General features: G+C 71.0%; 9 protein-coding genes. 2 read left to right on the forward strand and 7 right to left on the reverse strand.

The window, feature by feature from the left end:
* Window positions 1-616 precede the first annotated feature (616 nt).
* From folE to dacB, 6 genes are all read right to left on the reverse strand, one after another.
* Window positions 617-1,222: a GTP cyclohydrolase I FolE gene (gene folE, locus ACFYT4_RS04820; RefSeq protein WP_389265307.1), complete on the reverse strand. Its 606-nt coding sequence runs from the start codon at window positions 1,220-1,222 to the stop codon at window positions 617-619.
* A gap of 159 nt (window positions 1,223-1,381) precedes the next feature.
* Complete coding sequence (gene ftsH / locus ACFYT4_RS04825; protein ID WP_389265308.1) at window positions 1,382-3,403, reverse strand: ATP-dependent zinc metalloprotease FtsH; 2,022 nt, start codon at window positions 3,401-3,403, stop codon at window positions 1,382-1,384.
* A gap of 253 nt (window positions 3,404-3,656) precedes the next feature.
* The gene (gene hpt / locus ACFYT4_RS04830) at window positions 3,657-4,196 is read right to left on the reverse strand and encodes a hypoxanthine phosphoribosyltransferase (RefSeq protein WP_389265760.1); all 540 of its coding nucleotides are present in this window, start codon (window positions 4,194-4,196) and stop codon (window positions 3,657-3,659) included.
* Between the two features lie 101 nt (window positions 4,197-4,297).
* The gene (gene tilS / locus ACFYT4_RS04835) at window positions 4,298-5,506 is read right to left on the reverse strand and encodes a tRNA lysidine(34) synthetase TilS (protein ID WP_389265310.1); all 1,209 of its coding nucleotides are present in this window, start codon (window positions 5,504-5,506) and stop codon (window positions 4,298-4,300) included.
* 233 nt (window positions 5,507-5,739) lie between these two features.
* Window positions 5,740-6,867: a zinc-dependent metalloprotease gene (locus ACFYT4_RS04840; RefSeq protein ID WP_389265312.1), complete on the reverse strand. Its 1,128-nt coding sequence runs from the start codon at window positions 6,865-6,867 to the stop codon at window positions 5,740-5,742.
* A 147-nt stretch (window positions 6,868-7,014) separates the two neighbouring features.
* The gene (gene dacB / locus ACFYT4_RS04845; RefSeq protein WP_389265314.1) at window positions 7,015-8,430 is read right to left on the reverse strand and encodes a D-alanyl-D-alanine carboxypeptidase/D-alanyl-D-alanine-endopeptidase; all 1,416 of its coding nucleotides are present in this window, start codon (window positions 8,428-8,430) and stop codon (window positions 7,015-7,017) included.
* A gap of 190 nt (window positions 8,431-8,620) precedes the next feature.
* Here dacB and ACFYT4_RS04850 point away from each other — a divergent pair, with 190 nt between their 5' ends.
* Window positions 8,621-9,115 (forward strand): inorganic diphosphatase, encoded by a 495-nt coding sequence (locus ACFYT4_RS04850; RefSeq protein WP_108151010.1) that lies wholly within the window; start codon window positions 8,621-8,623, stop codon window positions 9,113-9,115.
* Between the two features lie 525 nt (window positions 9,116-9,640).
* The gene (locus ACFYT4_RS04855) at window positions 9,641-11,407 is read left to right on the forward strand and encodes a threonine/serine exporter family protein (protein ID WP_389265316.1); all 1,767 of its coding nucleotides are present in this window, start codon (window positions 9,641-9,643) and stop codon (window positions 11,405-11,407) included.
* Between the two features lie 287 nt (window positions 11,408-11,694).
* Here ACFYT4_RS04855 and ACFYT4_RS04860 read toward each other — a convergent pair whose 3' ends face one another.
* Complete coding sequence (locus ACFYT4_RS04860; protein WP_389265318.1) at window positions 11,695-12,414, reverse strand: DedA family protein; 720 nt, start codon at window positions 12,412-12,414, stop codon at window positions 11,695-11,697.
* Between the last annotated feature and the right edge of the window lie 91 nt (window positions 12,415-12,505).

Genomic DNA, 12,505 nt, shown 5'->3' on the forward strand with positions numbered 1-12,505 from the left:
AACACCCCAGACCGTTCGTCTGGACCAAGACAGCCGACGAGATCCTCGACAAAGTCGCCGCATACTGCCAACGAATCTCCGACTCAGGTCACTAGGGCGTTTCTGACGGATCTTGCTGGGGCGCGTGCCCTGGCCTCCACCGTCACCCGTGGCGGGGCCCGTTGCGGGCTTCGGGCACCCGCGCCACGACCGCGGGCCTCCGCCCGGCCTCTCCGCCCCGCGCCGGCCCCCGTACACGGCACGCCTCCTGCCCGGTCCTTGCCGCATCACTCGCGCCCGATACGGGGATGGGCCGCCCCTCGCGCGGGTGACGAAGCCCATGCGGCTCGGACAGCTCTCCCGTGGCTCGGACAACTCGGCGTGGCTCGGACAGCCCGGCTCGTACACATCCCGCGCCACGTCCCCGCTCCCCCATACGCGCTCCTCGTGACCGCGTGGCCGCGTGGCCGGGCCCGAACACCCTGATCCCGCCCCGGGTCGCTGGATGCCCCGCGCAGGCAAGGAGCGCAGGGCACGGATCAGGGGGTGGAAGTCCCCGGAGGTGCCAAGGGGTCAGCGGGTCAGCGGGTCAGCGGGTCAGCGGGTCAGCGGGTCAGCGGGTCAGCGGGTCAGCGGGTCAGCGGGCCATGATCAGGCTCATCGCCTCGTTACGGGTCGCCGGGTGGCGCAGTTGGCCGCGGACCGCGGACGTGATCGTCTTCGCGCCCGGCTTGCGGACACCGCGCATGGTCATGCACATGTGCTCGCACTCGACGACGACGATGACGCCACGGGGTTCGAGGATCTCCATCAGGGATTCCGCGATCTGGGTCGTGAGCCGTTCCTGGACCTGGGGGCGGCGGGCATAGACGTCGACGAGCCGGGCCAGCTTGGACAGGCCGGTGATCTTGCCGTCGGTGGAGGGGATGTAGCCGACATGGGCGACCCCGACGAAGGGAACGAGATGGTGCTCGCAGGAGCTCATCACCTCGATGTCCTTCACCAGGATCATCTCGTCATGGCCGAGGTCGAACGTCGTGGTCAGCACATCCCTGGGCTGCTGCCACAGTCCGGCGAATATCTCCCTGTACGCACGGGCCACCCGAGCCGGCGTTTCCCTCAGCCCCTCGCGGTCCGGGTCCTCCCCGACCGCGATGAGCAGTTCGCGGACAGCGTTCTCGGCACGCTTCTCGTCGAACTCACCGATCGTGCCCTCGCCGTCCAGTGTCACCGGGTCGGTCATCTGTGCCTCGTTCCTGTTGCTCCGCGTGCGCGACGCGCGGTCATACGACATGAGTCGGCGGTGATACGACAAGAGTCATACGAATGCCGCGTCCCCCCAGGCTAAAACCTGGGGGGACGCGGCATCCATCCCGTGACCGGTGTGACCAGGGAGACAGTGTCAGCTTTCGGGACGCTCCTCGGGGGCGATCTCGACCCCGGGGCCCGTGTCCGTCGCCGTGGTGCCGTTGGCCCCTGCCGCGCCGTTCGTCAGTGCCAGCTCCTTGGGGGAGAGGACCGGCGGACGGGTGGAGGGGGTGCGACGGGCGGAGCCGGTCCACGCCGGGCGGGCCGGGCGCTTCACGATCGTGGCGAAGACCTCGGCGATCTGCTCCTTGCCCAGCGTCTCCTTCTCCAGCAGCTGGAGCACCAGATTGTCGAGGACGTCGCGGTTCTCGACGAGGATCTCCCACGCCTCGTTGTGCGCGGTCTCGATGAGCTTCTTGACCTCTTCGTCGACCAGCGCGGCGACCTCTTCCGAGTAGTCCCGCTGGTGCGCCATCTCCCGGCCCAGGAAGGGCTCGGTGTTGTCGCCGCCGAACTTGATCGCGCCGAGGCGCTCGGTCATGCCGTACTGCGTGACCATCGCACGGGCCGTGGCCGTCGCCTTCTCGATGTCGTTCGCCGCGCCCGTGGTGGGGTCGTGGAAGACGAGTTCCTCGGCCGCCCTGCCGCCCAGCATGTACGCGAGCTGGTCGAGCATCTCATTGCGGGTGGTCGAGTACTTGTCCTCGTCGGGGAGGACCATCGTGTAGCCGAGGGCACGGCCGCGGGACAGGATGGTGATCTTGTGGACCGGGTCGGAGTTCGGCGAAGCCGCCGCGACCAGGGCGTGGCCGCCCTCGTGGTACGCGGTGATCTTCTTCTCCTTGTCCGACATGATCCGGGTCCGCTTCTGCGGGCCCGCGACCACACGGTCGATCGCCTCGTCCAGCGAGTGGTTGTCGATCAGCTTCTTGTCGCTGCGCGCGGTGAGCAGCGCGGCTTCGTTCAGCACATTCGACAGGTCCGCGCCGGTGAAGCCGGGCGTGCGCCGGGCGACGGCACCGAGGTCGACGTCCGGGGCGACCGGCTTGCCCTTCTGGTGGACCTTCAGGATCTCCAGACGGCCCTGCATATCGGGGCGGTCGACCGCGATCTGCCGGTCGAAACGGCCCGGGCGCAGGAGCGCGGGGTCGAGGATGTCCGGCCGGTTGGTGGCGGCGATCAGGATGACGCCGCCCTTCACGTCGAAGCCGTCCATCTCGACGAGCAGCTGGTTCAGCGTCTGCTCGCGCTCGTCGTGACCGCCGCCGAGGCCCGCGCCGCGGTGCCGGCCGACGGCGTCGATCTCGTCGACGAAGACGATCGCCGGAGCGTTCGCCTTGGCCTGCTCGAAGAGGTCACGCACACGGGAGGCACCGACGCCGACGAACATCTCGACGAAGTCGGAACCGGAGATCGAGTAGAACGGGACGCCCGCCTCGCCCGCGACGGCGCGCGCGAGCAGCGTCTTGCCCGTGCCGGGCGGGCCGTACAGCAGGACGCCCTTGGGAATCTTGGCGCCCACGGCCTGGAACTTCGCCGGCTCCTGGAGGAACTCCTTTATCTCGTGGAGCTCCTCGACGGCTTCGTCGGACCCCGCCACGTCGGCGAAGGTCGTCTTCGGGGTGTCTTTGGTGATCAGCTTGGCCTTGGACTTCCCGAAGTTCATCACTCGGGAGCCGCCGCCCTGCATCTGATTCATCAGGAACAGGAAGACCAGCACGATCAGCACGAAGGGCAGCAGCGAGAGCAGAATCGAGAGGAACGGGCTCTGCTTGGAGGGCGAGACGGTGTAGCCCTCCTTGATGTCACCGGCCTCGTACTTCTGCTGCAGCTTCGCGGCGAGATCGGCGCCCTGCGTCCCGATGTAGCTCGCCTGGATCTTGTCGCTGCCCTTGACCTTCTGGCCGTCCTTGAGGTCGACCTTGATGATCTGATCGTCGCCGGTCGTCAGCTTGACCTGGTCCGCCAGGTTCTTGTCGATCGACTGAACGACCTCGCCGGTGTCCACTGTCTTGTAGCCGCCCGACGAGCCGACGACCTGCATCACCACGACCACGGCAAGGACGGCCAGCACGATCCACATGACCGGCCCACGGAAGTATCGCTTCACGTCCATCCATACGGGGCGGAATCGCCCCGTTCCTCCTGCCCGTAGGTAAATGCTGCTGTGAGAAAAGACTGTTCTTCGGACGGTACCTCAGCATCGCTGCCGTGACCGCACGGTACGGCTGACAAACCCGCCTTCCCCTGCTTCAACGGCGCGGGACGGTCCTTGGTTCCCGCCCGGCCCCGCTGTCGTACGAGTCCGGCGCCGCGCCACCCGGGCCGCACCTCGTCACACCGTGGCGGGAATCACGCCCCGGCGGCCGTCAGCCACCGTAGACATGCGGTGCGAGCGTGCCGACAAAGGGGAGATTGCGGTACTTCTCCGAATAATCCAGCCCATAGCCGACAACGAACTCGCTGGGAATGTCGAAGCCGATCCATTTGACGTCGATCGCGACCTTTGCGGCATCCGGCTTGCGCAGCAGAGTGCACACCTCGATGGAGGCGGGCTCGCGCGATCCCAGGTTGGAGAGCAGCCACGAGAGCGTGAGTCCGGAGTCGATGATGTCCTCGACGATCAGGACGTGGCGGCCCTTGATGTCGGTGTCCAGGTCCTTGAGGATCCGCACGACACCGGACGACTGGGTGCCCGCGCCGTACGACGACACCGCCATCCAGTCCATGGTGACGGGGCTCGACAGGGCCCGCGCCAGATCCGCCATCACCATCACGGCGCCCTTGAGGACACCGACGAGCAGCAGTTCCTTGCCCGCGTACTCCGCGTCGATCTTCGCCGCCAGCTCCGCCAGCTTCGCGTCGATCTCTTCCTTGGTGATGAGCACCGACTGGAGGTCGGTGCCCATGTCCTTCTCGTTCACGCGGTCGCTTTCTCTCGCCGGGGTCCGGACGCCCCGGTGGAAGGGCTCCCGGGTGATCGCAGCCGCCAGGCTCACGCCGCGGCCGGTCAGCCTTGCCGGATGACAAGTCTGCCACTCTGCCGGCGTGCCTCGACGCGGCCGGGCAGATTGATGGCTCCCTGGCCGCGCCAGCCGGTGATCAGCCGGTCCACTTCCTCGACATGGCGGGCGAACAGCGAACCGGCGGGTGCTCCGGCATCGATCACGGCCCGGCGCAGCACCCGGCGGCGCACGGCGGGCGGCAGCGCGTACAGCTTGGCGCAGTCCAGTTGCCCGGCCTCGTCGCGCACGGAGGCCGCGGCGTCGGCGGCCCAGGTGTCCAGGGCGTCGGCGTCGTCACGGGAGAGCTGGGCGGTACGGGCGAGAGCTTCCACGACCCCCTTGCCGAGCGCCTTCTCCAGGGCGGGCAGGCCCTCGTGGCGCAGGCGGGAGCGGGTGTAGGCGGGGTCGGCGTTGTGGGGGTCGTCCCAGACGGGCAGTGACTGGACCAGGCACGCCTTGCGGGCGGTCTGGCGGTCGAGCTGGAGGAAGGGCCTGCGGTAGCGGCCCTGGGCACCCGAGACGGCGGCCATCCCGGACAGCGAGCGGATGCCGGAGCCGCGGGCGAGGCCCAGCAGGACGGTTTCGGCCTGGTCGTCGCGGGTGTGGCCGAGCAGCACGGCGGCGGCACCGTGGCGCTCGGCGGCGTCGTCGAGCGCGGCGTAGCGCGCGTCCCGGGCGGCGGCCTCGGGGCCGCCGCCGCGGCCGACCCGCACCGAGACGGCCTCGACGGGGTCGAGCCCCATCGCGGCGAGGCGGCTGGCGACCTCGGCGGCGCGCAGGTCGGAGCCGTCCTGGAGGCCGTGGTCGACGGTGACTCCCCCGGCGCGGACGGAGAGCTTGGGGGCTTCGAAGGCGAGGGCGGAGGCCAGGGCCATGGAGTCGGCGCCGCCGGAGCAGGCCACGAGGACGAGGGGGGCGGGGGTGCCGACGGGGAGGCCGGGCAGCCTGCCCGGGGAGGAGGTGGAGGGGCGCGGCAGGGAGGAGGCCGCGGAGGTCTCGGGTCGCCCGGTCCGCGCGGAGCGGTGGGCGCCGGGGGAGGTGCGGTGGGCCTCGGCGCGGGCGGCCGGGGACGCGTCGGAGCGGGCGGCCTCCGAGCGCGGGGAGGAGCCCGCGTGGCTGAGGCGCGCGACTCTCTCGGTGTGTTCGGTCAGTACGTCGTGGAGTACGCGGCGGACCGCCAGGCGTATCGCCGCGACCGCAGGATGGGGACCCATGTCCGGTGCCCTTCGTGAAGAGTTTGGGGGGTGCCTCGGCTCTGCCTCGGCCGGAGATCGGAGCAAGGAGCGTCTCCGACTCCAGTCACTCAGAGTGCGTCGATGGTGACAGAACCGAGCCGTTCCCCGAGCATTGCACGCCTATCCCAAGGCCTACGGTCCCTCGGATGGGTGATGCTGCACCCCCAAGGGGGCGTGTCCCCGGCCTGTGCGAGCGAATGCCGTCATTGCGCTCACGGCTCCGCCTTGCGATGCACCCGTGCGACCCAGTCCGCCGGTTTGGCGATCTCCGCCTTGGTGGGGAGCGTGTTCGGGGAGGTCCAGACACGGTTGAACCCGTCCATACCGACCTCCTCCACCACGGCGCGTACAAAACGCTCGCCGTCGCGGTACTGCCGCAGCTTCGCGTCGAGCCCGAGCAGCTTGCGCAGCGCCAGGTCCAGCCGGCTCGCGCCCCGGGCCCTGCGCTGCTGGAACTTCTCCCGGATCTCCGCGACCGAGCGCACCACCTCCGGTCCCACACCGTCCATCACGAAGTCCGCGTGCCCCTCCAGGAGGGACATCACGGCGGTGAGGCGGCCGAGGATCTCGCGCTGCGCGGGCGTCTGCACCAGTTCGACGAGGGAACGTCCGCTCTCGCTCTCCTCGCCCTCGGGGCGGGCGCCGGACAGCGACTGGGCGGCCTCCCTCAGGCGCTCCAGCACGGTCATCGGGTCGACCTCGGTCTGCCCGAGGAAGGACTGGATCTCGCCCTCCAGATGGTCGCGCAGCCACGGCACCCCGGTGAACTGGGTGCGGTGGGTCTCCTCGTGCAGACAGACCCAGAGCCGGAAGTCGTGCGGATCGACCTCCAGCTCGCGCTCCACGTGCACGATGTTCGGGGCGACCAGGAGGAGCCGGCCCCCGCCGTTCCCCGCGGGCAGATCACGGGTGGCGGGCGCGAAGGTCTCGTACTGCCCGAGGACGCGCGAGGCCAGGAACGACAGCAGCATCCCCAGCTCGACGCCGGTGACCTTGCCGCCGACCGCGCCCAGCACCGCGCCCGTGGGGCCGCCCGTGCGGCGCTCCTGCATCTTCTCCAGCAGGGGCTTGAGCAGTTCACGGAAGCCCGCGACATTCGCCTTGACCCAGCCGGCCCGGTCCACGACGAGGACGGGGGTGTCCTCCGGCTCGTGGTTCTCGGGGATCATGCGGGTGAAGCCCCGCACATGTTCCTCGGAGTCCCTGGCATGCCGCCGCAGCTCGGCGACGACCGCGCGCGCCTCGTCCCTGCTCACGTCGGGACCGGGCCGCACGAAGCGGGTCGCGGTCGCCACGGCGAGATTCCAGTCGACCATCTCGGCACCACCGATGCTCGTCATGCGTCAACCGTACGTGGTGGGCCCCGGGCACGGTGGGGTGTGACCCGACCGGCCGCCCCCGCCGCAGGCCGCCACCGGGGCCGGTCCCGGTGGTGTCAGGCCGGTGCGAGGGTGTCCCCGGACAGCACCCGGCTGTTTACGGGGGCGTCAGGACACCAGGGCCGCCGCCAGGCGGTCGAGGGCGAGCTGGGCCTCGTCGCGGGAGGGAGTCCGGTCCGCCAGGAAGGCGAAGGCCAGGAGTCGGCCGTCCGGGGCGACGACCGTGCCGGACAGCGAGTTCACCCCGGTCAGGGTGCCCGTCTTGGCGCGGACGAGGCCGGCGCCCGGTGAGGTCGCGGGGTAACGGGAGTCGAGGGTTCCGGTGAAGCCCGCGACCGGGAGACCCGTGAGGACCGGGCGCAGTCCGGGGCGGCCCGGCTCGGCGGCGCGGGCCAGCAGTGCGGTCAGCAGCCGGGCGGAGACCCGGTCCTTGCGGTCGAGGCCGCTGCCGTCGGCGAAGTTCGTCCCGGCCAACGGGACCTTCAGCCGTGCCAGTTGTTTCTTGACGGCCCGTCCGGCACCCGCGAAGCTCGCCTCCTCGCCGGTCGCGATCGCGGTCTGCCGGGCGAGGGACTCGGCGATGTCGTTGTCGCTGTCGGTCAGGGTCCGTTCGACGAGTTCGGACACCGGCGGGGAGAGCACCCTGGCGAGTTGCCGCGCTCCGGGGGCGGGTGCGCCGGAAGCGGGACCGCCGGCGATCGCCACGCCCCGGGCCTCCAGCAGCCTCCCGAAGGCGCGGGCCGCGTCCCCGGCCGGATCGCCGCTGCGCTCGGCGGGCCCGGTGGACCGGGGGTCCAGGCGCCCCTGATCGACCATCAGCGGGGTGACCTCGGCGAGGTTCCCGTTCACGCCGATGGGGTGGAGCACCTTCCCCCGGTACAGCGAGGTGCTGTACGCCAGCCGGACCGGCGCCGGTCCGGCGGCGCGCAGGGCGCTCGCCGTGCGGTCGGCGAGCGTCCCGAGCCGGGCGCCGTCCAGGCTCGCGTCACCGCCGCCGACCAGGGTGACCACGGTCCCGGCGCCCTTGCCGGACGCGACGACGGTTGTGGGGATGCGGTGGTCGGGGCCGAGCGCGGACAGGGCGGCGGAGGTCGTGGCGATCTTCGTGGTGGAGGCCGGGACCATCGATGCGCCCGAGCGGGTCCCGTACACCTCCCGGCCCGTCGCCATATCGACCACGGAGGCGGCACTGACGGGTCCGAGGCCGCGGTCGCGGAGCAGCGGCCCGAGCTCCCGCGCGAGCCCTTCGGCGGGCGCCGTGGCCGCCCGGCCCGGAGCGGCGGCCCCGGCCGAGGAGCCGAGCGCGGTGAGTACTCCCGGGGCGGATGGGGCGGCTGCGGTCCGTTTCCCCTCGGATGCGCGGTGATGTGCGCCACCACCGGGGGCCCGGTCGGCCGCCCAGTCCCGCTCGGCCTTACGCTGGCCCGAGTCCCACGGGCCGGCCGCGGCCACCGCTCCGGCCGCCAGGGCGAGACCCACCACGGTCGCGCCCGCCGCGAGCTGCCATGTCCTGATCACCGGCATACCGGCACCTCGCACCAGCCCCTTTCGCGATCACACACGTGCGTGAGGGACACTTAACCACCAGAACTGCGTCTTGCCGCGAGCATGGCACCCCGGTCGGCACCAGAGACATTCGACCGGGGGTCCGGGGTCATCGCCCGGAGGGGCACAGCATCACCGGACGTATGTGTTGATCATGGAGGAGCCACCCGTGGAGTTCGACGTCACCATCGAGATCCCGAAGGGTTCGCGGAACAAGTACGAGGTGGACCACGAGACGGGCCGCATTCGACTGGACCGTCGACTCTTCACCTCGACCAGCTACCCGGCCGACTACGGCTTCGTCGAGAACACCCTCGGCGAGGACGGCGACCCGCTGGACGCCCTGGTCATCCTCGACGAGCCGACCTTCCCCGGCTGCCTGATCAAGTGCCGGGCCATCGGCATGTTCCGGATGACGGACGAGGCGGGCGGCGACGACAAGCTGCTCTGCGTTCCGGCCTCCGACCCGCGCGTCGAGCACCTCCGCGACATCCACCACGTCTCCGAGTTCGACCGCCTGGAGATCCAGCACTTCTTCGAGGTCTACAAGGACCTGGAGCCCGGCAAGTCCGTCGAGGGCGCGAACTGGGTCGGCCGCACCGAGGCCGAGGCCGAGATCGAGGCGTCCTACAAGCGCCTGGAGGCGCAGGGCGGCGCCCACTGAGCCCCAGCACACCCCACGTCCAGCGGGCGGGACACCCACGGGGGTGTCCCGCCCGCTGCGCGTGCTCCGAAGATCTCCGGGCACCCGGGAGGAAACCACGGATCCACACGAGTGAACCGAAGGAGCCACACGGGTGCCGACCAGGGCCAGCACCCAACGCCACAGCCCCCGCGCCTGCGCGCGGGCGAGCCGAAGGGCCACCCGGGATGCCGGTGGTTGCGCCGGGGCCGCGCGGGTGCCGAGCCAGTACAGACCCCGCACTCTTGGGCGAGTGAGCCGAAGGGCCACGCGGGGTACCGGCAGGCGAGCCAGGCTCACGCAGGAAGCCGAGCACGCGGAGACCCTCGCCCGTTGGGCGAGTGAGCCGAAGGGCCGCGCGGGTGTCGAAAGGGAGAGCGCGCGGAGGTCCCGAGGAACGAGGGACCGAGCACGGTCGACCGTCGACACACGCTAAAGCGGCCCGGTGGGGGTTCCCCCGGACGGAGTCTGGGGGAGAACCGAGCCACAAAAGAGAGAAGGGAGCACGTGGTGGCGGAGCCGGAGGGTCCGGAGCCGGAGGGCGAGGGGCCCGAGCAGGCCGAGGGGCCGGGTCAGAGCGGACGGAAGCCCACATCCGACGAGGCGCACAGCGCCTTCGCCCCGCCGACGGTGCCGGCCCGCCCGGAGCCGCCCGCCGAGGAGCATCCGACGTCGGAGTTCGCGGTTCCGGCCGGGGTCGCCCCGCCCGGCACCTCCGAGGAGGACCAGCCCACCTCGGAGTTCGCGACGCCCACGGGAGTGGCGGAGACGGCGGGAGCGGCGGAGACGGAGGGCTCTGCCTTCGCCCCGCCGTCCACCTACAGCGCGCGGCACTCGCCGCCCGCGTTCACCCCCGCCGAGGGCGTTCCCCTGGTCACGCTGACCAAGGACGCGCCCTGGCAGGACCGGATGCGGACCATGCTGCGGATGCCGGTGGGCGAGCGGCCCGTGCCGGAGGCGGTGCAGCGGCACGAGGAGGGCGGTCCGGCCGTACCGCGCGTGCTCGACCTGACCCTGCGTATCGGAGAGCTGCTGCTCGCGGGCGGTGAGGGCGCCGAGGACGTCGAGGCGGCCATGTTCGCCATCTCGCGCTCGTACGGGCTCGACCGCTGCGAGCCGACCGTCACCTTCACCCTGCTCTCGATCACCTATCAGCCGTCGCTGGTCGACGACCCCGTGACGGCGAACCGGACCGTACGCCGCAGGGCCACCGACTACACCCGGCTGGCCGCGGTCTTCCGGCTGGTCCACGACATCAGCTCGCCGGAGTCGGAGGTCTCGCTGGAGGAGGCGTACCGCCGTCTCGCGGAGATACGGCGCAACCGGCACCCGTACTCCGGCTGGGTACTCACGGTGGCGAGTGGCCTGCTGGCGGGTGCGGCGTCGGTGCTGGTCGGCGGCGATGTGCTGGTGTTCCTGGCGGCGGCGGTCAGCGCCATGCTCGGCGACCGGCTGGCGTGGGTGTGCGCGGGCCGGGGGCTGCCGGAGTTCTACCAGTTCGTGGCGGCGGCGCTGGCTCCGGCCGCGATGGCCGTCGCGCTGACGCTCTCGCCGCTGGATGTCCGTGCCTCCGCGGTGATCACCGGTGGGCTGTTCGCGCTGATCCCCGGCCGGGCGCTGGTCGCGGGGGTGCAGGACGGTCTGACCGGCTTCTACATCACCGCCGCGGCCCGGCTCCTGGAGGTCGGCTATCTGATCGTCGCCATCGTCATCGGTGTGCTGAGCGTGCTCTATCTGGGGCTCGCGCTGGGCGCGGGGCTCACCCCCGAGACCGCGCTGCACAGCGTGGAACGGCCCGAGGTGCAGCTCCTGGCCGCGATGGCGCTGTCGCTGTGCTTCGCCGTACTGCTTCAGCAGGAGCGCAACACCGTGCTGCTGGTGACCCTGAACGGCGGGGTCGCCTGGTCGGTGTACGGTGCGCTCGCGCTCACCGCGGACATTCCGACGGTCGCCGCGACGGCGATCGCCGCGGGCCTGGTGGGCCTGTTCGGCCAGATGCTCTCCCGCTACCGGTACGCGTCCGCGCTGCCGTATGTGACGGCGGCGATCGGGCCGCTGCTGCCCGGCAGCGCGACCTACTTCGGGCTGCTGGCCATCGCGCGGGGCGAGCTGAACAACGGTCTGGCCTCGCTCTCCAAGGCGGCGGCGCTGGCACTGGCGATCGCGATCGGGGTGAACCTCGGAAGCGAGATGTTCCGGCTCTTCCTGCGGGTGCCGGGTGTCGGCGAACCGGCGCCCCGCCGCAAGGCGGCCAAGCGGACCCGGGGCTTCTGACGCCTGGCCCCGGCCTCTTCCGGTCACCCGGCCGCAGGGACCCCACCCCAAGCCCTGCGCAGGCTCCCCCAAGCCCTGCACAAACGGTCACCCCGACCCCAGCACAGGCACCCCCTGCACAAACCCCCACCCCACCCCCGACCGAACCCCACCCCAACCCCGGCACAGGCACCCCCAACCCCGACCGGACTCCCCCCGGGCCGTCCACCGAATCCCACCCGCCGTGAACGGAAGAAGCCGTGCCCCGTTCGGTACGGGCACGGCTTCCCAGGTCGTACGGAAGGGGCTCAGCGCTTGGCGTGGCGACCGCGCTGGACCGGGGCGGGGGGCTGGGTCCGGTCGGCGGAGGCGCCGCCCTCGCCGCCGCCCCGCGCGGCCTCCTTCTTCCCCTTGGAACGGGCCCGCAGGAGCTCGATCACGATCGGCAGCACCGAGATCAGCACGATCAGGATCAGGATCTTCTCGATGTGCTGGTGCACGAAGTCGACATTGCCCAGCGCCGCGCCGAGCAGGGTGACGCCCGCGCCCCAGAGGATGCCGCCGACGATGTTGTAGGTGATGAACGAGCGGTAGTTCATCCGGCTGACACCGGCGATGATCGGCGTGAACGTCCGCACGATGGGCACGAAGCGGGCGAGGACCAGCGACTTCGGGCCGTACTTCTCGAAGAACTCGTGCGCCTTCTCCACGTTCTCCTGCTTGAACAGGCGGGAGTCGGGCTTCTTGAAGAGCGCGGGGCCCACCTTGCGGCCGAAGAGATAGCCGACCTGGTCACCGGCGATGGCCGCCAGCACGATCAGGGCGCACACCGCCCACAGCGGCAGGGTGTCCAGCGTCCCGGTCGTGACCAGCAGACCGGTGGTGAACAGCAGCGAGTCGCCCGGCAGGAAAAAACCGATGAGCAGCCCCGACTCGGCGAAGACGATGACCAGGACCCCGATGAGGCCGAAGGTCCCGATCAGATAGTCCGGGTCCAGCCAGCTCGGTCCGAGCGCAAGGGTAGTCACGAGGTCCGGGCTCCTGAGTCTCTGGGGCGGTGTCTCGGCACGCGCACAACCGGCCGACGTCCAAATTTATCAACGCATCGGTCCAGGTCCG

This window comes from Streptomyces sp. NPDC004609, assembly GCF_042873655.1.
Taxonomy (GTDB): Bacteria; Actinomycetota; Actinomycetes; order Streptomycetales; family Streptomycetaceae; genus Streptomyces.